Source organism: Saccharothrix sp. ST-888, assembly GCF_000955975.1.
Classification (GTDB): domain Bacteria; phylum Actinomycetota; class Actinomycetes; order Streptomycetales; family Streptomycetaceae; genus Kitasatospora.
Window position 1 is genome coordinate 1 of the sequence record NZ_JYJF01000032.1, and the last position, 24226, is coordinate 24226.

23 protein-coding genes and 1 riboswitch are annotated in these 24226 nt (G+C 71.5%); of the genes, 11 read left to right on the top strand and 12 right to left on the bottom strand.

Features of this window, described 5'->3' with window-relative positions:
* Positions 1-405 precede the first annotated feature (405 nt).
* The 3 genes from UK12_RS13180 to UK12_RS13190 are packed head-to-tail and all read right to left on the bottom strand — an operon-like array spanning position 406 to position 3655.
* A complete protein-coding gene (locus tag UK12_RS13180; RefSeq protein ID WP_045303102.1) occupies positions 406-1512 on the bottom strand; it encodes a threonine aldolase family protein in 1107 nt (368 codons plus the stop codon).
* Positions 1494-2237, bottom strand: coding sequence for an SDR family NAD(P)-dependent oxidoreductase (locus UK12_RS13185; protein ID WP_045303103.1), 744 nt, complete (start codon positions 2235-2237; stop codon positions 1494-1496). The genes UK12_RS13180 and UK12_RS13185 overlap by 19 nt, the downstream gene beginning before the upstream one ends.
* Positions 2234-3655: a DUF6421 family protein gene (locus UK12_RS13190; protein WP_082119568.1), complete on the bottom strand. Its 1422-nt coding sequence runs from the start codon at positions 3653-3655 to the stop codon at positions 2234-2236. Before UK12_RS13190 ends, UK12_RS13185 begins: the two co-directional genes overlap by 4 nt.
* Before the next feature lie 438 nt (positions 3656-4093).
* Between UK12_RS13190 and UK12_RS13195 the strand changes: the two genes are divergently transcribed.
* The 4 genes from UK12_RS13195 (at position 4094) to UK12_RS13210 (ending at position 7540) form a co-directional block, all read left to right on the top strand.
* Positions 4094-4996 carry an ABC transporter substrate-binding protein gene (locus UK12_RS13195; protein WP_045303105.1) on the top strand — a complete coding sequence of 301 codons (903 nt, stop codon included), beginning with the start codon at positions 4094-4096 and terminating at the stop codon, positions 4994-4996.
* Positions 4993-5925 (top strand): amino acid ABC transporter permease, encoded by a 933-nt coding sequence (locus UK12_RS13200; protein ID WP_231591185.1) that lies wholly within the window; start codon positions 4993-4995, stop codon positions 5923-5925. Before UK12_RS13195 ends, UK12_RS13200 begins: the two co-directional genes overlap by 4 nt.
* On the top strand, positions 5922-6689 hold the full coding sequence (locus tag UK12_RS13205; RefSeq protein WP_045303106.1) for an amino acid ABC transporter ATP-binding protein: 768 nt from the start codon (positions 5922-5924) through the stop codon (positions 6687-6689). Before UK12_RS13200 ends, UK12_RS13205 begins: the two co-directional genes overlap by 4 nt.
* A 263-nt stretch (positions 6690-6952) precedes the next feature.
* Positions 6953-7540, top strand: coding sequence for a DUF5134 domain-containing protein (locus UK12_RS13210; protein WP_045303107.1), 588 nt, complete (start codon positions 6953-6955; stop codon positions 7538-7540).
* An 81-nt stretch (positions 7541-7621) separates the two neighbouring features.
* Here UK12_RS13210 and UK12_RS13215 read toward each other — a convergent pair whose 3' ends face one another.
* Positions 7622-8548, bottom strand: coding sequence for a DUF6891 domain-containing protein (locus UK12_RS13215; protein WP_045303108.1), 927 nt, complete (start codon positions 8546-8548; stop codon positions 7622-7624).
* Between the two features lie 161 nt (positions 8549-8709).
* Here UK12_RS13215 and UK12_RS13220 point away from each other — a divergent pair, with 161 nt between their 5' ends.
* Positions 8710-9666: a M56 family metallopeptidase gene (locus tag UK12_RS13220; protein WP_045303109.1), complete on the top strand. Its 957-nt coding sequence runs from the start codon at positions 8710-8712 to the stop codon at positions 9664-9666.
* A 60-nt stretch (positions 9667-9726) separates the two neighbouring features.
* On the opposite strand, the gene UK12_RS13225 is transcribed toward UK12_RS13220, so the two are convergent.
* Positions 9727-10164 carry a MarR family winged helix-turn-helix transcriptional regulator gene (locus UK12_RS13225; RefSeq protein WP_045303147.1) on the bottom strand — a complete coding sequence of 146 codons (438 nt, stop codon included), beginning with the start codon at positions 10162-10164 and terminating at the stop codon, positions 9727-9729.
* Between the two features lie 86 nt (positions 10165-10250).
* Between UK12_RS13225 and UK12_RS13230 the strand changes: the two genes are divergently transcribed.
* Both UK12_RS13230 and UK12_RS13235 read left to right on the top strand, forming a co-directional pair.
* A complete protein-coding gene (locus UK12_RS13230) occupies positions 10251-11789 on the top strand; it encodes an MFS transporter (RefSeq protein WP_045303110.1) in 1539 nt (512 codons plus the stop codon).
* 297 nt (positions 11790-12086) lie between these two features.
* The gene (locus UK12_RS13235) at positions 12087-12692 is read left to right on the top strand and encodes a TetR/AcrR family transcriptional regulator (RefSeq protein ID WP_197084815.1); all 606 of its coding nucleotides are present in this window, start codon (positions 12087-12089) and stop codon (positions 12690-12692) included.
* Positions 12693-12788: 96 nt separating this feature from the next.
* Here the strand turns inward: UK12_RS13235 and UK12_RS13240 are convergent, their stop codons facing one another.
* Positions 12789-13655 (bottom strand): helix-turn-helix domain-containing protein, encoded by an 867-nt coding sequence (locus UK12_RS13240; RefSeq protein WP_045303112.1) that lies wholly within the window; start codon positions 13653-13655, stop codon positions 12789-12791.
* A gap of 417 nt (positions 13656-14072) precedes the next feature.
* Here UK12_RS13240 and UK12_RS13245 point away from each other — a divergent pair, with 417 nt between their 5' ends.
* Entirely contained in the window at positions 14073-14606 is a 534-nt protein-coding gene (locus UK12_RS13245; RefSeq protein WP_045303113.1) for an ATP-binding protein, read from the top strand.
* A 283-nt stretch (positions 14607-14889) separates the two neighbouring features.
* On the opposite strand, the gene UK12_RS13250 is transcribed toward UK12_RS13245, so the two are convergent.
* Positions 14890-15126: a DUF397 domain-containing protein gene (locus UK12_RS13250; protein ID WP_045303148.1), complete on the bottom strand. Its 237-nt coding sequence runs from the start codon at positions 15124-15126 to the stop codon at positions 14890-14892.
* Positions 15127-15576: 450 nt separating this feature from the next.
* On the opposite strand from UK12_RS13250, the gene UK12_RS13255 reads away from it, so the two are divergent.
* The 3 genes from UK12_RS13255 to UK12_RS13265 all read left to right on the top strand — a co-directional run bounded on the left by UK12_RS13255 (position 15577) and on the right by UK12_RS13265 (position 18772).
* Positions 15577-16482 (top strand): hypothetical protein, encoded by a 906-nt coding sequence (locus UK12_RS13255; protein WP_045303114.1) that lies wholly within the window; start codon positions 15577-15579, stop codon positions 16480-16482.
* Positions 16483-17072: 590 nt separating this feature from the next.
* A riboswitch (cyclic di-AMP (ydaO/yuaA leader) is annotated at positions 17073-17244 on the top strand.
* The gene (locus UK12_RS44385) at positions 17229-18365 is read left to right on the top strand and encodes a transglycosylase family protein (protein WP_197084816.1); all 1137 of its coding nucleotides are present in this window, start codon (positions 17229-17231) and stop codon (positions 18363-18365) included. Its footprint overlaps the riboswitch before it by 16 nt.
* A 206-nt stretch (positions 18366-18571) precedes the next feature.
* Positions 18572-18772, top strand: a complete 201-nt coding sequence (locus UK12_RS13265) for a hypothetical protein (RefSeq protein ID WP_045303150.1) — start codon at positions 18572-18574, stop codon at positions 18770-18772.
* Between the two features lie 7 nt (positions 18773-18779).
* On the opposite strand, the gene UK12_RS13270 is transcribed toward UK12_RS13265, so the two are convergent.
* From UK12_RS13270 to UK12_RS13290, 5 genes are all read right to left on the bottom strand, one after another.
* A complete protein-coding gene (locus UK12_RS13270) occupies positions 18780-19334 on the bottom strand; it encodes a hypothetical protein (protein ID WP_045303115.1) in 555 nt (184 codons plus the stop codon).
* A gap of 221 nt (positions 19335-19555) precedes the next feature.
* On the bottom strand, positions 19556-20590 hold the full coding sequence (locus tag UK12_RS13275; protein ID WP_442973794.1) for a LacI family DNA-binding transcriptional regulator: 1035 nt from the start codon (positions 20588-20590) through the stop codon (positions 19556-19558).
* Between the two features lie 10 nt (positions 20591-20600).
* Positions 20601-22307 (bottom strand): glycoside hydrolase family 13 protein, encoded by a 1707-nt coding sequence (locus UK12_RS13280; protein ID WP_045303117.1) that lies wholly within the window; start codon positions 22305-22307, stop codon positions 20601-20603.
* A 49-nt stretch (positions 22308-22356) separates the two neighbouring features.
* Positions 22357-23259, bottom strand: coding sequence for a sugar ABC transporter permease (locus UK12_RS13285; protein WP_045303118.1), 903 nt, complete (start codon positions 23257-23259; stop codon positions 22357-22359).
* A 52-nt stretch (positions 23260-23311) separates the two neighbouring features.
* The gene (locus UK12_RS13290; protein ID WP_197084823.1) at positions 23312-24196 is read right to left on the bottom strand and encodes a carbohydrate ABC transporter permease; all 885 of its coding nucleotides are present in this window, start codon (positions 24194-24196) and stop codon (positions 23312-23314) included.
* Positions 24197-24226 lie beyond the last annotated feature (30 nt).

Genomic DNA, 24226 nt, shown 5'->3' on the forward strand with positions numbered 1-24226 from the left:
GTTGAGCGGCACGGCAACCACCGGAATAAGGTGACCCCGCGCACTGCGTCCTCGCTGTGTTTTTTACTTCAAAAGGAATCTCCAACAAGACCATGACGGTCTCGCCGGGGATGTCAACATATCTGGCGTTGACTTTTGGCACGCTGTTGAGTTCTCAAGGAACGGACGCTTCCTTCAGGTCGCCTTCCAGCGAGCCCTCCGGGCGCTTCGTTCTTTCGTGTTTCGAGCTTATCAGATGCTTTCCGTTCCGTTTTCCGGCCCGAATTTCATCTAATTCGCTTTTCTTCGCCCCTCGCGGTGCGACTCCGGAACTGTACGGGGCACGACCCCCCACAAGCAAATCGCCCCCGCCCGGAGCCCCCCACGGGTCCCGGACAGGGGCGACCGACGAGCCCGACGCGAAGGTCAGACCCGGCTCATCTCCTCCGCGATTGCCGCCGCGAAGGCGTCAATGTCGGCCTCCGTGGTGTCGAAGGCCGCCATCCAGCGCACCTCACCGGTGTGCTCGTCCCAGAAGTAGAAGCGGTACTGCTTCTGCAGCCGCTCGCTGACTTCCCTCGGGAGCAGGGCGAAGACCGCGTTGGCCTCGACCGGCCGGACCACCGTCACGCCGTCGATCTTGCGGACGGCAGTCTCCAGCCGCTTGGCCATGGCGTTGGCGTGGCCGGCGTTGCGCAGCCACAGGTCGCCGGTGAGCAGCGCCTCGAACTGCACGGAGACGAAGCGCATCTTCGAGGCGAGCTGCATCGACATCTTGCGCAGGAACTTGATGTCGCGGACCTTGTCCGGGTTGAGGACCACGACGGCCTCGCCGAACATCAGGCCGTTCTTCGTCCCGCCGAAGGACAGGATGTCGACGCCCGCGTCCGTCGTGAAGGCGCGGAAGGGGAGGTCGAGCGAGGCGGCGGCGTTCGCGAGGCGCGAGCCGTCCATGTGCACGAGCATTCCGCGCTCGTGGGCGTGGTCGCAGATCGCCCGGACCTCTTCGGCGGTGTAGCGGGTGCCGAGTTCGGTGCTCTGGGTGATGGAGACCGCGAGCGGCTGGGCGCGGTGCTCGTCGCCCCAGCCCCAGGCCTGCCGGTCGATCAGCTCGGGGGTGAGCTTGCCGTCCGGGGTGGGGACGGTGAGCAGCTTGATGCCCGCGATCTTCTCGGGGGCGCCGCACTCGTCCACGTTGATGTGGGCGCTCTCCGCGGCGACGACCGCGCCCCAGCGCGGGAGCAGGGCCTGGAGGGCGACGACGTTGGCGCCGGTGCCGTTGAAGACGGGGTACGCCTCGGCGCGCTCGCCGAAGTGCTTGCGGAAGACCGTCTGGAGGTGCTCGGTGTACTGGTCCTCGCCGTACGCGATCTGGTGGCCGTCGTTGGCGAGGGCTATCGCGGCGAGGATCTCGGGGTGGATCCCGGCGTAGTTGTCGCTGGCGAAGCCGCGGACGGCGGGGTCGTGCCGCCGTACCGCGTCGGTCGCTCCGGGAAGCGATCCGGCGGTGGTGCTCATCGGGCTGTCAGCCACAGGTGCTGTCCGTTCAGTTCTGCTGCGGGGCGGTCCCAGAGGCCCGCCAGGGTCTCGGCCAGGTCGGCGGTGTCGGTGAAACCGGCGAACTTCGCCTCCGGCTTCTCGGCCCGCATCTCGGGGGTGACCAGTGCCTTGATCACCAGGATCGCAGCTGCGGCGGTGGGCTCGCCGTCGGCCGAGGTGGTCTCCTTCTTGAAGGAGTCGGCCATCGAGAGCGTCCAGGCCTCACTGGCGGCCTTGGCCGCGGCGTAGGCGGCGCCTCCGGCGGTCGGCTTGTGTGCCGCGGCGGCGGAGACGATGGCGTACCGGCCGGCCTCGCTGCGGACCAGCGCGGGCTGGAAGGCCAGCGAGGTGTGCTGGAGGGTGCGCACCACGCGGTCGTGCAGGAAGTCCCAGTCGTCTATCCGGCTGTCGAAGAAGGTCTTGCTGCCGCGCCAGCCGCCGACCAGGTGGAAGACGCCGTCGACGTGGCCGTGCTCGGCCTCCAGGTGGTCGGCCCAGTCGTGGACCTCCTGCGGGTCGAGCAGGTCGATGACCTGGCTGCTGACCTTGGCGTCGGGCACGGCGGTGCGGACGAGGTCCACCGCCGCGTCGAGACGCTGCGGATCGATGTCGGCGCCGATCACGGTGGCGCCGCCCGCAGCGAGGCGGCGGAGTACGGCCTGGCCGGCGGGGCCGCTGGCCCCGGCGACGGCGATGACCTTGCCGGTCAGGGCGCTCATGCGGCGACCCCCGTCACGCCCGCGCCGGTGATGCCGGTGGTGGCGGCGATGACGCCGCTGAGCTTCTTGGAGAGGGCCTCGTAGAACATGCTGAGCGGGAACTCGTCGGGCACGACGGCGTCGCACAGCGCCTTGTTGAGGGCCTTGCCGTCGGTGATGTCGAGCGGCAGCGCCTCCGGGCCCTTGGCCCAGGTGGAGGCCGGGTGCGGGGTGAGGTAGCGGGAGACCAGCTGGTAGGCGGCGATCCAGTGGGCGGTCTTGGGGCGGTCGATGCCGTCGCGGTAGAGGGTCTCGATCTCACCGCAGAGCTGGTTGGTGACCTCGGCGACGCGGGCCCAGTCGATGCTGAGGCGGTTGTCGCGCCAGCGCAGCGCGTCGTGCTTGTGCAGGTAGGCGAAGAGCAGCTGGCCGCCCATGCCGTCGTAGTTGCGGACGCGGTCGCCACTGACCGGGAAGCGGAACAGGCGGTCGAAGAGGATCGCGTACTGGACGTCGCGGCCCTGCGGGTAGCCCTCGGCCTCCAGGCGGACGGCCTCCTTGAAGGCGGTCAGGTCGCAGCGGAGCTCTTCGAGGCCGTACATCCAGAACGGGCTGCGCTGCTTGATCATGAACGGGTCGAACGGCAGGTCGCCGTGGCTGTGGGTGCGGTCGTGCACCAGGTCCCACAGGACGAAGGTCTGCTGGGCGCGCTCCTGGTCGATGAGCAGTTCCTCAGCGTCGGCCGGGATCTCCAGGCCGAGCTGGCCGACGGCGCTGGTGGAGACGGCGCGGAAGCGGGCGGCCTCGCGGTCGCAGAAGATGCCGCCCCAGGTGAAGCGCTCGGGGGCCTTGCGGACGGCGACGGTCTCCGGGAAGAGCACGGCCGAGTTGGTGTCGTACCCCGCGGTGAAGTCGGTGAAGGTGATCGGCACGAACATCGGGTTGTCGAAGCGGGTGCGCTCCAGCTCGGCGAGCCACTCGGGCCAGACGACCTGCAGCAGGACGGCTTCGAGGTTGCGGTTCGGGTTGCCGTTCTGGGTGTACATCGGGAAGAGCACCAGGTGCTCGAGGCCGTCGGTGCGCTGCGCGGCGGGGTGGAAGGCGAGCAGCGAGTCGAGGAAGTCGGGCTCGCGGTAGCCGGTGTCGGCCCACTTGCGCAGGTCCGCCTGGACGGCGGTGAGGTACTCGGCGTCGTGCGGGAAGAGCGGGGCGAGTTCCTCGACCGCGGTGAGCACGGTGTCGATCAGGGGGTCGACGGTCTGCCGCTGGACGGCGGCGAGATCGATGGAGCCGTCCTTGGACTGCAGGGGGCGCAGGGCCTCGACGGCGTCCTTGAGCCGGAGCCAGGCGGGGTGCGCCGCGTGGCCGGAGGGCCGGGGGACCGGGGACGCTACGGGACGGTCGGCCGCCACAGCGAGCCTTGGCGAAAGATTCTGCATCTGAGACTCACTTCGACAGGAGTTATTTCGACAGAGACACCATAGATTCGAAAGGTTCTCCTGTTCAAGGGGGGGTCGGTCGTCGATCGGACGCAGCAGGTCAGGTGTCCGCTATCTGGACACCTGACGGCTGGTTGTGGACAGGCGTCCTGGTGGGGTGCGAACCTCCCGCCATGCTCCCGGCGGATCTTGTGGCGCAGCGCCACCGCGACCTGCTCCGGGTGTGCTCCTGTTGCCACGCGCACGACCGCTGCAGCTGTCGCCGCTGACGCCGGCGCGGGAGGCACCGCGGAGACGGTGCCGTACGCCGACCATGCCCCGTGCCCTGCGGCGCCGCCACCGGGGGATTCCGGTGTGCCCACCGCGCGCGGTGGGCACGTTGTCCCGAGGGCGCCCGTCCGCGATCCCACCTTCTTCGCCCTCTCCTGGAGTCCTGCCATGACCCCTGCCTCCGGCTCGCGCGTCGCCCGCCTGGCGCCGTTCGCCGCATTGCTCCTCGCCGCCTCGGTGCTCACCGCCTGCGCGCCGCAGGACGCCGAGACCGGCCAGGCGGCCTCCCCGGCCGCCGGTACCGGTTCGGCGCAGGCCGCGGGCGGGTGCGCCAAGGGTGCGCTGGCGACCAGGAAGGGGGGCACGCTGACCGTCGGCACCGACAAGCCGGCCTATGCGCCCTGGTTCGCCGACGACAAGCCGGAGAACGGGAACGGCTTCGAGTCCGCCGTCGCGTACGCCGTCGCGGACCGGCTCGGCTACCCGAAGGACAAGGTCAGCTGGGTGGTCAGCCCGTTCAACAAAGCGTTCGCGCCGGGCGCCAAGGACTTCGACTTCGACGTCAACCAGGTGTCGATCAACGACGACCGCAGGAAGTCGGTCGACTTCTCCTCGGGCTACTACGACGTGCGGCAGGCCGTGGTGGCGCTGAAGAGCTCCGGGTTCGCGTCGGCCGGCAGCCTGGCCGACCTCAAGGGCGCCAAGCTGGGCGCCCAGGTCGGCACCACGAGCCTGGCGAGCATCACCGACCAGATCAGGCCCAGCACCCGGCCGGCCGTCTTCGACGACAACGACCTGGCGAAGGCCGCGCTGAAGAACGGTCAGATCGACGCGCTGGTGGTCGACCTGCCGACCGCGTTCTACATCACCGGCGCCGAGGTGACGGACGCCAAGGTGGTCGGGCAGCTGGAGGGCGGCGGCGCCGAGCAGTTCGGCCTGGTGCTGGACAAGGGCAGCGCGCTGACCGGCTGTGTCAGCCAGGCGGTCGACGCGCTGCGCTCCGACGGCACGCTCGCCAGGCTGGAGAAGCAGTGGCTGTCCGACGCCGTCTCGGCGCCGGTGCTCAAGTGACCGCCGGTACGGCGCAGGGCGGGCGGCCCTCCGGCGGCGGGCGGTCCGCCGACGGTGGGGTGCCCGGGGCCGGTGCGGCCGAGCCGTACCGCCCGTCCGCCCGTCGGCTGGCCCGCGAGACGTACCGCAGGCAGCGGGCCAGGCGCTCGGCGCTGATCGCCGCCCTCAGCACCGGCGGCACCGCGCTGGTGCTCTACCTGGTGGTCGTCAACTCGCCCGGCTGGGAGCGCACCCGGGACACCTTCTTCAACGCGCACTACGCCTGGCAGGCGCTGCCCGAGGTGCTCAGGGGCCTGCGGGTCAACCTCGAACTGATGGCCGTCTGCGGGGTGTTGATCCTCCTCTTCGGCCTGCTGCTGGCTCTGCTGCGCACCCTGCAGGGGCCGGTCTTCCTGCCGGTGCGGCTGCTGGCCACCGCGTACGTGGACTTCTTCCTCGGCCTGCCGATGATCATCTGCCTGCTGATCATGATCACCGGCGTACCCGCGCTGCGACTGACCGGCGTGACCACCGACCCGCTGCTGCTCGGCGGCGCGGCCCTGGTGCTCACCTACTCCGCCTACGTCTCCGAGGTGTTCCGCGCCGGGATCCAGTCGGTGCACCCCAGCCAGCGTGCCGCCGCCCGTTCGCTGGGGCTCAGCAACGCGCAGGCGATGCGCTACGTGGTGCTGCCGCAGGCCGTCCGGCGGGTGGTACCGCCGCTGCTGAACAACCTCGTCTCGCTTCAGAAAGACACCGGCCTGGTCTCCATCGGCGGCGTGATCGACGCGGTGTACGCCGCGAAGATCATCACTTCGCAGACCTTCAACTACACGCCCTACCTGGTCTCGGCACTGGTCTTCATCATGCTGACCATCCCGATGACCCGGTTCACCGACTGGACGACGGCCCGGATGAACCGCCGCCAGCACCAGGGAGGGACCGTATGACCGGTACGACCGACGACGCAGTGCTGCGGCTGGAGGCCGTCCGCAAGAGCTTCGGCGAGCACGTGGTGCTGCGCGACATCGAACTCGCCGTGCCCGCCCACTCGGTGACCGCGCTGATCGGCGCCTCGGGCTCCGGCAAGTCGACGCTGATGCGCTGCGCCAACCTGCTGGAGGAGATCGACGACGGTGCGATCCTCCTCGACGGCGAGGAGATCACCGACCCGCGCGCCGACCAGGACGCCGTCCGGCGCCGGATCGGCGTGGTCTTCCAGGCGTACAACCTCTTCCCGCACATGACCGTGCTGGACAACATCACGCTCGCCCCGCGCCGGGTGCACGGCGTCGCCAAGGCGGAGGCCGAGGCCAGGGCACGGGAGCTGCTGGACCGGCTGGGCCTGGCCGCCAAGGCCAAGGAGTACCCCGACCGGCTGTCCGGCGGGCAGCAGCAGCGGGTCGCCATCGTCCGGGCGCTCGCCACCGGCCCCCGGCTGCTGCTCCTGGACGAGATCACGGCGGCGCTCGACCCCGAGCTGGTCGGCGAGGTGCTGGCGGTCGTCCGGGACCTCAAGGAGCAGGGCATGACCATGGTGCTCTCCACCCACGAGATGGGCTTCGCGCGCGAAGTCGCCGACCAGGTCTGCTTCCTCGACGGCGGCGTGGTGCTCGAACAGGGCCCGCCCGAGCAGGTCTTCGGCGACCCACAGCAGGAGCGCACCCGACAGTTCCTCAGCCGGATCGTCGCGGCCGGACGGCTCGCGGGCTGACCCTGCGGAGGCGGGAACGCTTCGGCATGCGGGCCCCTCGGGGTCGCAGGGCTGCGTTCAGGCGGCGCGGGAGAGGCACCGGTGACGGCCGGGACGGTCGGATCGCCTGACCTGCGGGCAGTTGTCCGGCTGATCACCTCAGTGCGCCCCCGCGCGCGCCCTGCTGCGCCTCCCCCCTGATCGGTGATCGTGGACGGTGAACAGCCCTCGGAGCCGGCGTACACCGGGACCGGGGGCCACGTGACCGGCCGAGAGGTGCACCGATGCACGGACCCGCCCTCGTCACCTGGCTGCTGGCCGCACTGGCCGTCGGCTCCAGCGGGTACTGCCTGGCCCGCCTGCGCAGCCCCGGCCCCTCCTGCGGCGCGCACGGCGGGGCCGGGCGGGGCCGGGCCGCCCACGAGTCGGACGTCGCCGAGGCGTTGATGGGCCTCGGCATGGCGGGCATGGCCCTGCGGCCGGGCACCCTCTGGGGCTGGCCGTTCGCGCTGCTCGCCGCCACCCAGGTGGTCGCGGCGCTCCGCCCCGGCAGCCCGGCCCTGCGGGCCCACCGGCTGCACCACGGGATCGGAGCGCTCGCCATGGCGTACATGGCGCTCACCATGGCCGATGCGCGCGCGCACGAGCACGCACACCACGGCACGTCCTCCGGACTGCCGTTGCTGACGGGTGCGTTGCTGCTCTACTTCGGCTGCTACGCGCTCTGGAGCGGCAGTCGGCTGCTCTCCGTCCCTGGCGCAGTCGTCGCGGGCGGGACCATGGCGGCGGGCACGGCCGCAGCCGACGGGGTGTCCCGGGCCTGCCGGCTGGCGATGGGTGTCGGGATGTTCGCGATGCTGCTGTCGATGTGACGTCCGGGCGGGCAGCGCCCGGCCCGTACCGGGCCCGGCACGAACGGCCGGGCCCGGCACGGGGATCGACGGGGTTGCGGGCTACTGCGGCAGTCGCCTGCGCCAGTCGAGCGGGGCGACCCGGACGGCGGTGTCCGGCGAGCCGTCCCAGACCGCGGGCAGGCCGGCCTCCGTCAGGGCGGCCACCACCTCGGCGCCGATCGCCGTGTCCCGCCCGCTCTGCCGGTGGTCCGGCCCGTACGCCCCGTACGCCAGCCAGAGCCCGTGACCCGCGGCGGCGCGATCGGTGTCCTGGCTGTGGAAGAACACGTAGCCGCGGGCCCGCCCGTCGGCGAACTCCTGTATCTCGCCGTGTCCGCACCGGCCGCAGCAGGCGAAGTTCATCCGAGCCACGACGCCCTGGTCCTCCAGGGTGGCGAAGGCCCGCGCCAGCCGGTCGGCGTCGGTCACCTCGGGCCAGGACTCCTGTTCGGCGAGCCGCTCGTCCCAGAGCGGCCCCAGGATCCGTCCGGCCTGCTCGACGGTGACGAAGCCCTCCCCCGGTTCGGACATCTCCGAGACCGCCACGGCCACCGCCCGGAAGTCCAGGAAGCCGCCGCGCAGCAGGGTGCGCGCATGCTCCTGGGCCTGGGCGCGGATCTCCTCGGTGAGGCCGGGGGTGGAGGTCAGGTCGAGCCGCCGCCAGTCGTGCGCGGCGGCCCAGGAAGGGTCGCCGCCGGCCCAGGCGAGGAAGGTCTCGGCCAGGGCGGCGGGGTCGGTGGCCCGCACGCCGTACTGGTCCGCGGAGCCGTCGCGGTACTCGACCTCGAAGGGGCCGTCGGCCTCCCGCCAGGTCTGCAGGAAGACCTGCGGCTCGGCGGGTATCCGCTCCGCCACCACGTAGTGGTCGCCGGGGCCGCCGATCCGGGCCAGCAGGGCGCGCAGCTCGACCTCGGTCGGTCGGTCGAGCTGGCCGCCGTCCTCGGTGAGGAGGGAGACGGGCAGACGGGAGGCGTCGGCATCGTTCATGGCGGGGATTCTGCCCTCCGCCACTGACAAGTGGTCAGCGCGGCGGTGCCCAGTGGTGTTGGTCACCTGCGCTGCAAGTGCGTTCCCCGGGGCCCCGGCAGCGCATAGGTTGGGGACAGCGCGATGCCGCGCTCCCGTGCGTCCTTGGGGGAGCACTTCGAATGACGGCCCTGCTCAGCCTGCTGCTGCTCGGATCGATGCTGGCCACCGTGGCCCCTGGGCGACTGGCCCGGGCCCGGTGGGCCGAGCGAGAACCGGTGCTCGCCCTGTGGGCCTGGCAGTGCCTGGTGGTCGCCGTCCTGCTGTGCTGCGTGCTCGGCCTGCTGCTGGCCGCTGCGGCCGCGCTGCCGGAGCTGCGCGAGCTGGTCTTCGCCGGGGCGCCGAGGGATGTCGAGGCGGCCTACGGCCTGGCGGGCTCGGAGGGCTGGGGACGCCTGTGCGGCGGGCTGCTCGCGCTCGGCGGGGTGTGGACGGCGGTCTCGTTCACCCGCGAGGTACGGTCGGCGCGCGCGCTGCGCGACCACCGGCACGCCCAACTCAGCCACCGGGCACCCGAGTTGCCCGCCGAACTGGGCAGCCCCCGGGTCCGCAACGGCCGGGAGCGGCTGGTGGTGCTGGAGAACGCGCGCCCCGAGGCGTGGTCCCTGCCGGGTCCCGGCGCCCGACTGGTGGTGACCACGGGGGCGCTGCGGCAGCTGAGCGACCACGAGCTGGCCGCCGTCCTGAGCCATGAGCGCGGCCATGTCCGGGCCAGGCACCACTGGTTGGCGCAGTGCGCCGAGGCGCTGGCCACCGGGTTCCCCGGGGTGGGTGTCTTCAGTGCCTTCCGCGACCAGGTCGGCGAGTTGGTCGAACTGGCGGCGGACGACCGCGCGGCCCGCCGGCACGGCCGGGTGACCACGGCCCTCGCCCTCGCCGAACTCAACTCCGGCCGCGGGGTGTTCGGGTCCTGCCTGCCCCAGCAACTGGCCCAGTCGCCGCGCCGGGTGGACCGGCTGCTGGCCGGCGAACCGCGCCTGCCCGTGCACCACCGGCTGCGGCTGACCGTCGCCGCCCTGGCGGCCCCGGCCGCCGCCGTCCTGCTCGCGGTCGCACCGGGACTGACCACACTGCTCTGAAACGTCGGCGCCAGCGCGGCGCACGAGTCCACTCAGGCGTTACCGCCCGCGCGAGTCCGTTCAGGCGTCGCAGTCCGCCGCAGCGGGCGGGTCCGCCAGCGTGCGGGCGAGGATCTCGCGGTGCAGCGGGCGGGCCGCGGTGTAGCGGGCGCGCCCGGCCTCGGTGAGGGTGACGAAGATCCCCCGGCGGTCGGCGTCGCACATCGCCCGTTCGACCAGTCCGCCCTTCTCCAGCCGACCGATCAGCCGGGAGAGCGCGCTCTGGCTCAGGTGGACGGTCTGGGCGAGGTCCTGGACCCGCAGCTTGTGGTCGACCCGCCGCTCGTCCTCGAAGAGCCGCTCCAGCACCTCGAAGTCGCTCATCCCCAGGCCGTGCAGCTCTCCCAGTTCGCGCTCCAGCGCGGTGGAGACCGCCGCATGGCGGGCCAGCAGGTCACGCCATGCGGCGACCAGCTTCGCCTCCGGGGCATCGGGGGTGACGGCATCGAGTCCGGGCATCCACCCACGGTAGCACATGCTCGATCAATTAATGCAGATGCATTAAATCTCCTTGCATTGATTGCACATGCACGTATTCTCCTCCCATGACCACAGCCCAACCGTCCCCGACCACCGCCCCGGCCGAGACCTCCGACAGCGGGTCCGTCCACGGCGACGAACGGTGGAGCCCACGCCTGTGGGGCACCCTCATCGTCCTCTGCGCAGCCCTGTTCCTCGACTCCCTCGACGTCTCGATGGTCGGCGTCGCCCTGCCCTCGATCGGCTCCGACCTGCACCTGTCCACCTCCGCCCTGCAGTGGGTGGTGAGCGGTTACGTCCTCGGCTACGGGGGGCTGCTGCTGCTCGGCGGCCGGGCGGCCGACCTGCTGGGACGCCGCCGGGTCTTCCTGATCGCGCTCGCCGTCTTCGCCGGCGCCTCGCTGCTCGGCGGACTGGTGGACGACGGCGGGCTGCTGATCGCCACCCGCTTCCTCAAGGGCATCGCGGCCGCCTTCACCGCGCCGGCCGGGCTCTCGATCATCACCACCACCTTCGCCGAGGGCTCCGCCCGCAACCGCGCGCTGAGCATCTACACCACCTGCGGCGCCAGCGGCTTCTCGCTCGGCCTGGTGCTCAGCGGCCTGCTCACCTCGGCCGGCTGGCGCTGGACCTTCCTGATGCCGGTACCGGTCGCCCTGGCCGCGCTCGTCGCCGCCGTCCGGCTGCTCCCCCGCCGGCACTCCCCCGAGCGCGCCTCGGGCGGCTACGACGTCGCCGGCGCGATCACCGGCACCGGTGCGCTGCTGCTGCTCGTCTTCACCGTCACCGAGGCGCAGAGCGCGGGCTGGGCCAGTGCCAGGACGCTGCTGTCACTGCTGGTGGTCGCCGCGCTGGCGGCCGCCTTCCTGGCGATCGAGCAGCGCACCGACCACCCGCTGGTCCGGCTCGGGATCTTCCGCAACGGCGGCGTCAGCCGCGCCAACATCGTCGCGTTCACGGCCATCGGCTCGTACGCGGGCTTCCAGTTCATCGCCACCCTCTACCTGCAGCGGCTGCTGCACTGGTCCGCGCTGGACATGGCCCTGGGCTTCCTCCCCGCCGGGGCGCTGGTCGCGCTCTCCGCGCCCAGGATGGGTGCCATCGTCGACCGCCTCGGCACCACCCGGCTGCTTCCGCTCGGGGTGCTGGCGCTGACCGCCGCGTTCGCGCTCTTCCTCCGCCTCGACGAGCACAGCGGCTACGTCTGGCTCGTCCTGCCGAGCATGGTGCTGCTCGGCGCGGGCTTCGCGCTCGCCTTCCCCTCGGTGAACATCGCCGCCACCAACGGCGTCCCGGACGACGAACAGGGCCTGGCCTCCGGGCTGGTGAACACCGCCGTCCAGGTGGGCAGCGCCGTCGTGCTCGCGGTGGTCACCGCCGTCATCACCGCCGGAAGCGGCGGCGGCGAGAGTCCGCAGGAGCAGCTCGACGGCTACCGTCCCGCGCTGCTGCTGGTCACCGCCGTCTCCCTGGTGGGCCTGCTGGTGGCGCTGGCCGGTACGGTGCTCGACCGCCGGCGCGAGCGGGCCGCCGCGGCAGCCGTCCCGGTTCCGGACTACGACTACGACCGGTCGCCCGTGGCCGAGGTGCTCGTGGAGCGGTGAGAGCCGGAGCGGCGGAAACCGACTACTGCGCGACTCGCAGCGACGAGGGCCCGGCAGCCGGGAGACCGGATCTTCCAGGGTCGGCAGTGGTGCGAGCCGACTCCACCAAACCCCCGTGTTGGTGGAGTCGGCTCACCGTACGGGCCCGGCCGGGCCCCGACCAGCGAGGGCGTACCGGATACGGATGTCCCCGGGTTCGGGCACGGCGGACCTGACCCCACCAGTATATTGGCTGGGAGCCAGTCAACGTACGGAGCAGTCACGATGGCACCTCGCGGGGAATCGGTCAACGAGGAGATGCGTCAGCGTTCCCGCCGGCGCATCATGCGAGCCACCGTCGAGCTCGTGGACCAGCACGGATACGCCGGAACGACGCTCGGCGACATCGCCGCCCGAGCCGGACTCGCGCGCGGGCTGCTGTCGTACTACTTCGACGGCAAACGATTGCTGATGCAGGCCGCCACCCACCGGCTGATGCACCTGGAGCTCGCCGAGGCGCTGGCCCAACTGCCCACCGGTGCAAGCCCCGAGGCCAGACTGGCACGCGCGATCGATGCGGTGCTCGGCGTGGCGATGGACCACCCGCGGGTGATGCGCTCACATCTCGCGCTGATCCTCGACCCGGACGTGGGCGCGTTCGTCCAGGACCCGGAGCAGCAGCAACTCGGGGCGATCCTGCGGGAGCTGCTGCTGGACTGGGGTGCGGCCGACCCGGCCGCGGAGCACGCGGTGCTGCGCAGCGCGCTGATGGGCGGCTGCATCGGCGTCCTGCTGCCGGACGCGACACTGCCGCTGGCGCCGATCCGGGCCGATCTGTTCGCCCGCTACGGGCTGGCCTGGGAGTTGGGCGTACCGCCGCAGCCGCAGGCCCCGCCCCGGCCGCAACCGTCGGTCAGGACCTGAGCGGCCGGGGTGCGCGGACACGGAGGTGGGGCCGCGCGGGCGGTCCGGTCCGTCCGCGGTGCTTCACCCGGCCCCGACGGGCCTGCCCGGCCCGGCTCAGTGGTCGGTGAGGATCGACTTGAAGAGGTCGATGGTCTGGTCGGGCGTCAGGCTGTCGACGCAGAGGCGTTCCATGACCTGGACGTAGGCGTCGACGTCGTCGCGCTTGTCGAGGTAGAGCGCGCTGGTGAGTTGTTCCAGGTAGACCACGTCGGCCAGGTCCTGTTCAGGGAAGCGCAGGATGCTGAACGCACCGCTCTCACCGGCATGGGCGCCGAAGCGGAACGGCATCACCTGGATCACCACGTTGGAACTCTCGGCCACGTCGATCAGATACTGGACCTGGGCGCGCATCACGGCCGGGCCACCGACCGGGCGGCGCAGTGCGGCCTCGTCGATGACCGCCCACAGGCGGGGGCTCTGGCCTTCGGTCAGCAGCTTCTGGCGGCGCATCCGGAGGCTGAGCCGGCGCTCCAGCTCCTCGTGGCTGAGGACGGGCCGGGTCTGGGCGAAGACGGCGCGCGCGTACTCCTCGGACTGGAGCAGGCCGGGGATGAACTGCACCTCGTAGGTGCGGATCAGCGCCGCGGCCTCCTCGAGGCCGACGTAGGTCTGGAACCAGCCGGGCAGCACGTCGTTGTAACTGTGCCACCAGCCCGGCTTGTTGGCTTCGCGGACCAGGCCGAGCAGTGCCTCGCGCTCGGTGCCGTCGTGCACGCCGTAGAGGGTCAGCAGGTCGGCCACGTCGCGCTCCTTGAAACTGACGCGGCCGAGTTCCATGCGGCTGATCTTCGACTCGGAGGCGCGGATCTGGTAACCGGCGTCCTCGCGGGTGATGCCGTGTCCCTCACGCAGCCTGCGCAGCTGGGAGCCGAGGAGGATGCGGCGCACCATCGAGCCACCGTTGGGCTGAACTGCGGTCATGCCGTCGAAACCTCCACCTAGGGCAAACAGGGCACAGTCTGCCATCAGTTGAGCGCTCAGGGTGCCGGTACTGGCAGAACGATCTATCAGTTCTGCATCGGAACACCATGATGCACGTGCATCCGGCGCTTGCATATGCCAATAGTGCGACTGCACGTGAATCGACTCTTGCATCTGCAGTGAGCGCAGAGGACCATGGTGCACGTGCACCTGCACATCCCTGGCAATCCCGCGGGCTCCGCGTTCGACCCCTCGCGCGAAACCGCACACCCGCTTGGCCGCGCCATCGCACGGCCGGGCTTGCGTGCGCGCGTATGGGCCGTCGAGGAGGCTGGCGCGCGGCCGAGCGAGTCGGAGGTGACCGGCATGACCCCCACGGGTCCAGCCGTGTCCGCCCCCTTATGGGAGGAGCTCTTCATGAGCACCGGTACGGCTGTCCTGGCCGACCCCCACGTGGTCACCTGTACGCTCGCGCCACGCTTCGAGGCCGTCAGAACCGCCCGTGAGTTCGCCAGATCGACTCTGCACGGCTGGGGCCTTGGCGATCTGTTCGACGATGTCTCCCTGGTCGCCTCCGAGTTGGTGACCAACGCGCTGCGGCACGCCCTCGGTGCCCGGCGGGACGAGTGCTCCCCCGCCACCGCCGGCCACCCGCCGAGGCGGCCCGGCACGCTGCAGGGTTCGGACGAGTTCCTGCCGATCCGAATAAGCCTGGTGCACCGGGAGGCGCAGGTGGTCTGCGCGGTCAGCGACCCGAGCAGCACCGGACCGGTCGCCCGCGAGCCCGACTTCGTCGCCGAGTCCGGCCGGGGCCTGCACCTGGTCGACTCCTTCAGCCGCTCCTGGGGCTGGCACCCGCTGGCGGGCGCGGGCAAGGTGGTCTGGGCCATGTTCGAGGCCGGCCCCGGGCCGGTGGAGGCCCCCGCCGGCCGGCACCGCCGCTCCGCCTGAGCAGCCCGTCCCTGCCGACCGGGCGTCCACCGGGGATCAGCCGTCCACTGCCGGACGGCCGTCCGCAGCCGAGCCGATGCCCACGGCCGAGCCACCGTGCGGATCCCGGGCCCCCGCCCGCCCCCGGCACACCGGCCGGAAGACGCCGAGCCGACAGCTGCGACCCGACGGCACGGCCCGACCTGCGCGAGCCCGGCCACCGCCGTGAACGGCTGCGAGGACGATGAAGGCCGTCGTGGCATGCGTCCCACGACGGCCTGTGTGCAGCAGAGTTGAGGATGGCTCAACCCGTCAGATGGTCGAACTCCCCGTCCTTCACGCCGAGCAGCATCGCCGTGATCTCGGCCCGGGTGTAGATCAGCGCCGGACCCTCGGGAAAGCGCGAGTTGCGCATCGCCACTTCACCGCCCGGCAGAGCGGCGAACTCGACGCAGTTGCCCTGCGAATTGCTGTGCCGGCTCTTCTGCCAGACCACGCCTTCGAGGTCCGCAGCCGCCATGCCGTTGTACGTTCCCTGCATCTCCTGCACCGAATTCTCCCGACCTGCCAGGCTTAACGCCTCACTTGACGTGATGATAGCTCCAGTGCACGTGCATCAGCACGGGACATTGCCCGTGCAAGGCGGGCGTGTCGGAATGTGCGCCTCCCAGTCCGCTCAACCGGGTCTGACGGAACGTAAGCGGACATAGTCCGGCGAATCGGAGACTGTTCGATGACTGCCCGTACCGGGCCCGCGCCACCGTGTTGATCTTCATGAGCCCCGCGCCAGGCTCACGATCCGTCACCCGGGAGCGCCTGTGAGGCACGTCACCCAGGACGGCGGCTGACGGCCTTTTGGTTGCAGGATGCGACAGTTCGTCAGCAAGGATTGGGTAATTTGGTGGTAATTGTCCGGATTACTGGCAGGTTTGGTGGCAACTCTCGGGATCCGGATACAGCCCTGCCTGCCGAATGTCCTACGATCTCCGCCATGAGCACCGCAGCCATCCCGGGCGCGCCACTGCCCGTCCGCACTCCAGGCTCCCGTGCGCGGGGGCGCCACCGCCGTCCCGAGCGCCCCGAGGTCCCGGCCGGCTCTCCGGCGCTGGTGCTGGCCGTCCCGGCCGCAGCCGGCCCGGAGGCGAGCCCGATCGTCGAGGAGCTGCTGTCCATCGTGCGCGGCGAGCAGCCGGGCATCGAGACCGCCGCCGGCTACCTGGTCGGCGACAGTGCCGACCCGCACGCCGCAGCGGGCGCCGACCAGGCCGCCCCGACCGTGGCCGGGGTACTCGCCCAGGCCGCCGCGGCCGGTCTGCCGACGCCCGTCGTGATCCCACTGCTGTCCGGCCCGCACGCGTTCCTGACGGACCTGCACCGGCTGGCCGACGAGACCGGGGCGGCCGTCACCGACGTGCTCGGCCCGCACCCGCTACTGGCCGAGGCGGTGCACGTACGGCTCTCCGAGGCCGGTCTGGCCCGCGCCGACCGGGCCCGGCTGTTCGCCATCACCACGGCGGCCGACGGCGTGGTGCTGACCACCGTCGGCGGTGAGGAGGCCGCCGCCGCGGCCGGAATCACCGGCGTGCTGCTGGCCGCCCGCCTCGCGGTGCCCGTGGTGGCCGCCGCCCTGGACGTGCCCGGCTCGGTGGCCGCCGCGGTCGAGCACCTGAAGGCCACCGGCTCGCAGCGCCCCGCGCTGGCCCCGCTGGTCATCGGCCCGGAGGCCGATCCCGAGCTGCTGGCTGCGGCCGCCGAGGAGACCGGCTGCCCGAGTGCCGCCCCGCTCGGCACGTACCCGACCGTCGGTCAGCTGATCGCCTCGACCTACCTGGCCGCCCTCAACCTCCCGGCGCCGGGTGAGTCCCCGGTCGCCACCGAGGAGCAGCCGACCGGCTGAACGCACACCGGATCCACCCGAGAGGCCCCCTCCGAGGGGTCTCTCGGCGTTTCCGGGCCCTCGCCGCCTCCCCGACAGCCCGAACCGGGCCTGCGGACCGCGGGGCGGTTCCCGGGGCGCCTGTCGGCCGCGGCGCTGTGGCCGTCACTGGCGGGTCAGGTGGCGCGGGATCCCTGCGGATCGCACACCGCCCCGGCCGGCTCCGCCCCGAGTCGGCGCACCTCGGGCGACGTTTGCCCCATTGGCGAACAATTCGGACATTCATCACCACCCCTTCCGCCCGGCCGCGTTGACCTCGTTCCCCATGATGGGCCGGGCTTTTCAAAACCTTCACAAATGGCGGCCCGATTCGCTGAAAATGCCACCGCATCATCTGAAAGGCAGGCAGATCGCCAGCCGTACGGGGGTCCTGAAAGGGGCCCATCGGATTCCGGGAAATGTCCATTCGTATTCGATCTTGAGGGGCTGGCAAATGATCTGTGAGCGATCTCACAGATGTTTGCGGTTTCAACTTAAGTCTGCTTAACGTGCTCCCCGTTCGTTGACACACGGACCCAGCTCTTCCGGAACGCCGAGTCCTGCCGCCGGAGCAGCTGGCACCGCAGAACGCACCTACGGCAGGGGCGGGGGAACCAGGTAAGTCGCCCGAGAGCCGGTCAGAAGTGACCGACTCCGGGCTAGGGGTGAAGCCGTGCACAGCACGGCCGGGCAACTCCAGCCCGAATCCGACAGCTCACCTCGCAGGCGTGGGAGAGGAACGCATCTTCATGCTGCCCATCAACGCCAACAAGCGTGCCCGCCGCCTGATCGCCGCCACCGGTGTGGTCGGCCTCGGCCTCTCGATCCCCGCCCTCACCGCCGCCGGCGCCTCCGCGGCCTCGGTCGCCACCTGGGACAAGGTCGCCCAGTGCGAGAGCAGCGGCAACTGGAGCATCAACACCGGCAACGGCTTCTACGGCGGCCTCCAGTTCACCTCCTCCACCTGGGCCGCCTTCGGTGGCACCCAGTACGCCGCGCAGGCCAACCAGGCGACCAAGGACCAGCAGATCGCCGTCGCCGAGAAGGTCCTCGCCTCGCAGGGCCCCGGCGCCTGGCCGGTCTGCTCGGTGAAGGCCGGCCTGACCAAGGGCGGCACCCCCGCCCAGGTCGACACCGCCGCCGCTGCCGCCCCGGCCGCCGCGCCGAAGGCCGCTGCCCCGGCCCCCGCCGCCAAGCCGGCTGCCAAGCCCGCCGCCCCGGCTGCCGCGCCGACCGCGGACAGCGCCAAGTACACCGTGGTGGAGGGCGACTGGCTCTCGGCCATCGCCCAGAAGAACAGCGTCGAGGGCGGCTGGCAGAAGCTGTACGACCTCAACAAGTCGCTGCTGACCAGCGGCCCTGACGTCATCTACCCGGGCCAGCAGCTGGCCCTCGGTGGCGCCGCCGCTGCCGCCCCGGCCGCCGCGCCGAAGCCCGCTGCCCCGGCCCCCGCCGCCAAGCCGGCTGCCAAGCCCGCCGCCCCGGCCGCGGCTCCGGCCGCGACCGGCAGCAAGGCCGCCGCGATCAACTTCGCGCTCTCCAAGGTCGGCCAGGCGTACGTCTACGGCGGCAGCAGCGACGGTGGCTGGGACTGCTCCGGCCTGACCCAGGCCGCGTTCCGCCAGGCCGGCATCTCGCTGCCGCGCGTCGCCGCCGACCAGGCCGACGTCGCCAGCCGCGTCTCGCTGGACAGCCTGCAGCCGGGCGACCTGCTGTTCTGGTCCAACAACGGCAGCAACTCGGGTGTCTACCACGTCGCCATCTACATCGGCGACGGCAAGTACGTCGAGGCCGCCAACCCGAAGGCGGGCGTGAAGATCGAGACCATCGCCAACTACGCCCCGGACTTCGCCGGCCGCGTCTGACGGTCCCCGCGGCAAGGCCGCTGCTCCCGGTGCTCTGGTCGGCGCCGGGGGCAGCGGCCTTGCCCGTTCCGGACCGCGGGCCGCGGGGCCGCGCCCGGCCGGACGTTCGCCCGCGGACCTGCGCGGTGCGCCTGGGCAGCGGGCTGGCCCTGCGGCCGCCCGTGCCCCTGGAGCCCGTGGGTGCGCCCATCGGGAGGGGAGCCACCATGGCGAAGGTCACCATCAGCCTCGACAGAGATCTGGCGATCGAGGTCATGCTGCTGTCCGGCACCAGGAGTCCGCAGGACGCGGTGGAGTTGATCGTCCGCGACTACCTGGCCACCGGCCGCCGTACCGAGGCCCGCACGGCGGACGCCGCCGACGCCCACCGGGTCGATCCGCGCACGTCCACCGCCGAGGAGGGCTGAGCAGCGGTCACTCCTCCTTGCCGGGGGCCTCGCCGTGCTCCTTGCCGGGTTTCTTGTCCCGGCGCGGCCAGCGGGCGCGGGTGAAGACCAGGAGCCCCGCGAAGACCGCCGCCGCGATGATCACGCCGATCAGGGTCGCGCCGCGGAACCAGGGCGCCTTGACGTCCATGACGCGCTGCCCGGCGTGTGCGCCGCTGCCGCTCCCCACCACGACGCTCAGCGTCCAGAGGTTCGGCAGCGCGAGCACCACCGCCAGGACCAGCCAGGCGACCGCCGCCTTCCACGGCCGCCGCCGGTGCAGTCCGGCCCAGGCCGCCAGCAGCGGCAGGAGCGTGAAGCAGATCCCGAAGACGAGTCCCAGCAGCAGTCCCGTGCCCAGGTGCCCGTTCACCATGTCGCCCACCCGCTGCGACCACCAGCGCGGGATGGTCGCGGCCCAGACGAAGTAGGCGACCACGCCGAGCACCAGCAGTCCCCCGCCGAGCAGCAGCCGTCTGCGCCAGATCGGCCACGCCTCGCGCTCCCCCGTCCGATCCACTCGATCCGCCCGACCAGCTCTCATGGCTCGATGCTGGCAACAGGCGACCCCGCGTGCAGCCCGGGACGGGGGTCCACAGCGCCTGCGGGAGGGCGGGCGGGCCCGGGGACCGGCCGGACGCTCCCGGGCCGGTACTGCTCCATCCGGGCGACGGCGGCGTACCCCGGAGCAACAGCGCGTCGGCCCGCCGGGCAGAACCCGGCGGGCCGACGTGGACTACGGGCTGTGCCCGGTGGCGGGCGGTGTCAGTGCGCCCTGGCCCCGGTGGAGCCGCGCATCACCAGTTCCGGCTGGAACATGAACTCGGCGCGCTGCCCGGGGTTTCCGCCGACCTCCTCCAGCAGGGCGTCCACCGCGGCCGTGGCCATCGCCTCGACCGGCTGGCGGATGGTGGTCAGCGGCGGCTCGGTGAAGGCGATCAGCGGCGAGTCGTCGAAGCCGACCACCGAGATGTCCTGCGGCACCGACAGGCCGCGCTGGCGGACCGCGCGGATCGCGCCGAGCGCCATCATGTCGCTGCCGCAGACGATCGCGGTGCAGCCCTGGTCGAGCAGGGCGCCCGCGGCCGCGTGCCCGCCCTCCACGCTGAACAGCGTGTGGTGGACCAGGGCCTCGGCCTCCTCGGGGGTCCGGCCGAGCAGTTCCCGGACGGCTGCCGTGAAGCCCTCGATCTTGCGCAGCACCGGGACGTACCGGCGCTGGCCGACGGCCAGGCCGATCTTCTCGTGGCCGAGCTCGACCAGGTGCTGCACGGCCATCCACATCGCGGCCCGGTCGTCCGGCGAGATGAACGGCGCGGCGATCTTCTCGCTGTAGCCGTTGATCAGCACGAACGGGACCTGACGCCCAGTCAGCTTGGCGTACCGGTCGTGGTCGGCGGTGGTGTCGGCGTGCAGTCCGGAGACGAAGACGATGCCCGCGACACCCCGGTCGACCAGCATCTCGACCAGTTCGTCCTCGGTGGACCCGCCGGGCGTCTGGGTGCACAGCACCGGGGTGTACCCGTGGCGGCTGAGCACCTGCTCGATCACCTGGGCCAGCGCGGGGAAGATCGGGTTGCTCAACTCGGGGGTGATCAGGCCGATCAGGCCCGCACTGCGCTGGCGCAGCCGGGTCGGCCGCTCGTAGCCGAGCACGTCGAGCGCCGCCAGCACGGTCTGCCGTGTGGTGGCGGAGACGCCCGCCTTGCCGTTGAGGACGCGGCTGACGGTGGCTTCGCTGACCCCCGCCTGCGCCGCGATGTCCGAGAGTCGCGCCGTAGTCACGACCCCAGAGCCTATTGCAACCATCTCAGACCGCCCACCACACGGTGCTGTCCGCTTCCAGCACCGCTTCTCCGGCGTTCACCTCGACGCTCCCGGCGGAGGACAGCAGCACCCGGCCGGGTGCGCCGAGCAGGACCTGCTCGCCGGTGGTGTTCACGGTGCAGACGAAGGAGCCCTCGACGCTGTCCCGGCGGAAGGTCAGCGTGCCCTCGGGTCCGTCCAGCCAGGTCACCTCGCTGCCCGCGCCGAGGGCGGGCGTTGCCCGGCGGACGGCGAGGGCGGAGCGGTAGAGCTCCAGGGTGGAGGTCGGGTCGCCGGTCTGCGCCTCGACGCTCAACTCGGCCCACTCGGCGGGCTGCGGCAGCCAGCTGGGGCCGCCCGCGGTGGGGCCGAAGCCGTACGGGGCCTCGGTGCCGGACCACGGGATCGGCACCCGGCAGCCGTCCCGGAAGCCGTCCTGGCCGGCCTGGCGGAAGAACGACGGGTCCTGGCGGACCTCGTCGGGCAGGTCGGTGACGTCCGGCAGGCCGAGCTCCTCGCCCTGGTAGAGGTAGGCGGAACCGGGCAGTGCGAGCATCAGCAGGGTGGCGGCGCGGGCGCGCCGCAGGCCGAGTTCGCGGTCGCCGGCGGTGCGGATCTGGGTGCCGCCGGGCGGGTTGCCGAAGCGGGTGGCGTGCCGGGTGACGTCGTGGTTGGAGAGCACCCAGGTGGTGGGGGCGTCGACCGGGCGCATCGAGTCCAGCGAGACGTCGATGACCTCGCGCAGCGCGGCGGCGTCCCAGTAGGTGCCCAGGTACTGGAAGTTGAAGGCCTGGTGCAGCTCGTCGGGGCGGACGTAGTTGGCGGTGCGCTGGACGGTCGGGGTCCAGGCCTCGGCGACGCCGATCCGCTGGCCCGGGTACTCGTCGAGGATCCGGCGCCAGGAGCGGTAGATCTCGTGCACGCCGTCCTGGTCGAAGAACGGCATCACGTCGTTGCCCAGCAGCTTGAGCTGGTCGCTGCCGCCTATGTCGGGCAGTCCCTGGGCCTTGACCAGGCCGTGCGCGACGTCGATCCGGAAGCCGTCCACGCCCATGTCCAGCCAGAACCGCAGGATGGAGCGGAACTCGTCGGCGACGGCCGCGTTCTCCCAGTTGAAGTCGGGCTGCTCGGGGGCGAAGAGGTGCAGGTACCAGTCGCCCGGGGTGCCGTCGGGGTCGGTGCTGCGGGTCCAGGCCGGGCCGCCGAAGATGGACTCCCAGTCGTTGGGCGGCAGTTCACCGTTCTCGCCCTTGCCGGGGCGGAAGTGGTAGCGGTCGCGCAGCGGGGAGGCGGGGCCGTCGCGCAGCGCGCGCTGGAACCACTCGTGCTGGTCGGAGGAGTGGTTGGGGACCAGGTCCACGATGATCCGCAGGCCCAGCTGGTGGGCGTCGCGGATCAGCGCGTCGGCGTCCAGCAGGCTGCCGAACATCGGGTCCACCGCACGGTAGTCCGCCACGTCGTACCCGGCGTCGGCCTGCGGCGAGGCGTAGAACGGCGAGAGCCAGACGGCGTCCACCCCGAGGTCGCGCAGGTACGGCAGGCGGCTGCGGATACCGGGCAGGTCGCCCATGCCGTCACCGTTGGAGTCGGCGAAGCTGCGCGGGTACACCTGGTAGATGACCGCATCGCGCCACCAGCCTCTGGTCGCACCGGCGTTCGCGGCGATCGGCGCTGCGGCGGGCCGGGAGGTGTCGGCCAGGTTCTGGGTCATCGGACAAGTCATCCTTTGAGGAAACGGTTGCTTCGGGGAACGTTGCTGGTCAGGACTTCGCGGCACCGGCGGTCAGACCGGTGACCAGGTGCTTCTGGACCAGGTAGAAGAACAGCGCGGCGGGCAGCGCGATCAGCACCGAGGTGGCGGCCATCAGGTGCCACTGCGCGTCGTGCTCGCTGATGTAGCTCTGCAGGCCCACCGCCAGCGTGTACTTGTCGGAGCTGAGCATGAAGGTCGAGGCGAACGGCACCTCGGCCCAGGCGGTGAGGAAGGAGTAGAAGGCGGCGACCGCCAGTCCCGGCCGGGCCAGCGGCATGATCAGCCGCCAGAAGGTGCCGAACGGGGACAGTCCGTCCACCCGGCCGGCCTCGTCGATCTCCACCGGGATGGTGTCGAAGTAGCCCTTCATCAGCCAGGCGCAGTACGGGACGATGGTGCCCGAGTAGGTGAGGATCAGGCCGAGGTAGCTGTCCAGCAGGTCGAGGCTGGACAGGATGGTGTACATCGGCACGATCACCACGGCGATCGGGAACATCTGGGTGAGCAGCAGTGTCCACATCAGCTGGCGGTGGCCGGGGAAGCGCATCCGGGAGACCGCGTAGCCGGTGGTGGCGGCGACCAGGACGGCGAAGACCGTGGTGCCGATCGCGACCAGCATGGAGTTGCCGAACCAGGTGAGGAAATCGGTGTGCTGGAGCACGAAGCCGTAGTTGCCGAGGCTCATCCTGTCGAAGATCTGCCCCGGGTGCAGGTAGTCGGTCTTGTCCGGGCCGAGCGAGATCCAGGCGATCCACAGCACCGGGAAGAGCGCGATCAGCGAGGCCACGGTGAGCAGTCCGTGGAGCAGCGCGCTCAGGGCCGGTCCGCGCTCGCCGCGCGCCCTCCGGCGGGGCGCGGCCGGCGGCTGGGCCTGCGGGACGGGGGTGGGGAGTTCGGTGCTGACGCTCATTCGCTGGCCTGCCTCGTCGTGGTCGGTGGGGTGACTGCGCCGCTCCGCGCCATCAGGCGTTCTCCTCGGTGCGGACCTGCCAGCGACGGTAGAAGCTCGTGAAGACGACCAGGATGGAGAGCAGCAGCACCCCGTAGGTGGCCGATTCGGCGTAGGCGCGGGGCTGTTGGCCGAAGCCGAGGCGGTAGGCCCAGGTGACCAGGATCTGGGCGTCCGGCGATCCGTTGCCCAGCAGCAGGAAGATGATGGCGAACTGGTTGAAGGTCCAGATCACGCCGAGCAGGACGACGGTGCTGCTGACGGTGCGCAGCCCGGGCAGGGTGACGTAGCGGAAGCGCTGCCAGGGCGTGGCGCCGTCCATCTCGGCCGCCTCGTAGAGCTCGGCCGGGATCGACTGCAGGCCGCCGAGCAGCGAGACCATCATGAACGGCACGCCGCACCAGGTGTTGACGATGACGGCGGCGGCCTTGGAGGCGAGCGGGTCGCTGAGCCAGGACGGCTGCGGCAGGTGCAGGAAGCCGAGCGCGCTGTTGACCACTCCGCTGTCGGAGAGCATCAGCCGCCAGGAGAAGACGGTGACGAAGGTGGGCACGGCCCAGGGCAGGATCAGCAGCATCCGGTAGGTGGTGCGGCCGCGCAGCTTCTGGTTCAGCAGCATGGCCAGGCCCAGGCCCAGCGAGTAGTGCAGGGTGACGCAGAGGACCGTCCACAGGACCGTCCAGATCAGGTGCGACCAGAAGCGGTCGTAGGAGCCGGGGCCCCACAGCACGTCGGCGTAGTTGTGCAGGCCGACGAAGTCGAAGCTGTCGGGGATGTGGTTGACGCCGATCTGGCGTCCCACGTTGAGGCTGTTGGCATTGGTGAGGGTCAGGTAGATGCCGCGCCCCAGCGGGTAGCCGACGAGCACGCCGAGCACGACGACCACCGGCGCGACCATCGCGTAGGCGTACCAGTGCCTGCTGTACGA

What these genes read in the sequence shown, in the direction of transcription:
- UK12_RS13235 (WP_197084815.1), top strand. Translation starts at nt 12,087, where the DNA reads ATGCGTCAGCGTTCCCGCCGGCGCATCATGCGAGCCACCGTCGAGCTC.
- UK12_RS13215 (WP_045303108.1), bottom strand. Translation starts at nt 8,548, where the DNA reads ATGAACGATGCCGACGCCTCCCGTCTGCCCGTCTCCCTCCTCACCGAG.
- UK12_RS13195 (WP_045303105.1), top strand. Translation starts at nt 4,094, where the DNA reads ATGACCCCTGCCTCCGGCTCGCGCGTCGCCCGCCTGGCGCCGTTCGCC.
- UK12_RS13255 (WP_045303114.1), top strand. Translation starts at nt 15,577, where the DNA reads ATGAGCACCGCAGCCATCCCGGGCGCGCCACTGCCCGTCCGCACTCCA.
- UK12_RS13240 (WP_045303112.1), bottom strand. Translation starts at nt 13,655, where the DNA reads ATGACCGCAGTTCAGCCCAACGGTGGCTCGATGGTGCGCCGCATCCTC.
- UK12_RS13190 (WP_082119568.1), bottom strand. Translation starts at nt 3,655, where the DNA reads ATGCAGAATCTTTCGCCAAGGCTCGCTGTGGCGGCCGACCGTCCCGTA.
- UK12_RS13285 (WP_045303118.1), bottom strand. Translation starts at nt 23,259, where the DNA reads ATGAGCGTCAGCACCGAACTCCCCACCCCCGTCCCGCAGGCCCAGCCG.
- UK12_RS13185 (WP_045303103.1), bottom strand. Translation starts at nt 2,237, where the DNA reads ATGAGCGCCCTGACCGGCAAGGTCATCGCCGTCGCCGGGGCCAGCGGC.
- UK12_RS13225 (WP_045303147.1), bottom strand. Translation starts at nt 10,164, where the DNA reads ATGCCCGGACTCGATGCCGTCACCCCCGATGCCCCGGAGGCGAAGCTG.
- UK12_RS13290 (WP_197084823.1), bottom strand. Translation starts at nt 24,196, where the DNA reads ATGGTCGCGCCGGTGGTCGTCGTGCTCGGCGTGCTCGTCGGCTACCCG.
- UK12_RS13280 (WP_045303117.1), bottom strand. Translation starts at nt 22,307, where the DNA reads ATGACCCAGAACCTGGCCGACACCTCCCGGCCCGCCGCAGCGCCGATC.
- UK12_RS13270 (WP_045303115.1), bottom strand. Translation starts at nt 19,334, where the DNA reads ATGAGAGCTGGTCGGGCGGATCGAGTGGATCGGACGGGGGAGCGCGAG.
- UK12_RS13210 (WP_045303107.1), top strand. Translation starts at nt 6,953, where the DNA reads ATGCACGGACCCGCCCTCGTCACCTGGCTGCTGGCCGCACTGGCCGTC.
- UK12_RS13230 (WP_045303110.1), top strand. Translation starts at nt 10,251, where the DNA reads ATGACCACAGCCCAACCGTCCCCGACCACCGCCCCGGCCGAGACCTCC.
- UK12_RS13250 (WP_045303148.1), bottom strand. Translation starts at nt 15,126, where the DNA reads ATGCAGGGAACGTACAACGGCATGGCGGCTGCGGACCTCGAAGGCGTG.
- UK12_RS13265 (WP_045303150.1), top strand. Translation starts at nt 18,572, where the DNA reads ATGGCGAAGGTCACCATCAGCCTCGACAGAGATCTGGCGATCGAGGTC.
- UK12_RS13220 (WP_045303109.1), top strand. Translation starts at nt 8,710, where the DNA reads ATGACGGCCCTGCTCAGCCTGCTGCTGCTCGGATCGATGCTGGCCACC.
- UK12_RS13205 (WP_045303106.1), top strand. Translation starts at nt 5,922, where the DNA reads ATGACCGGTACGACCGACGACGCAGTGCTGCGGCTGGAGGCCGTCCGC.
- UK12_RS13245 (WP_045303113.1), top strand. Translation starts at nt 14,073, where the DNA reads ATGAGCACCGGTACGGCTGTCCTGGCCGACCCCCACGTGGTCACCTGT.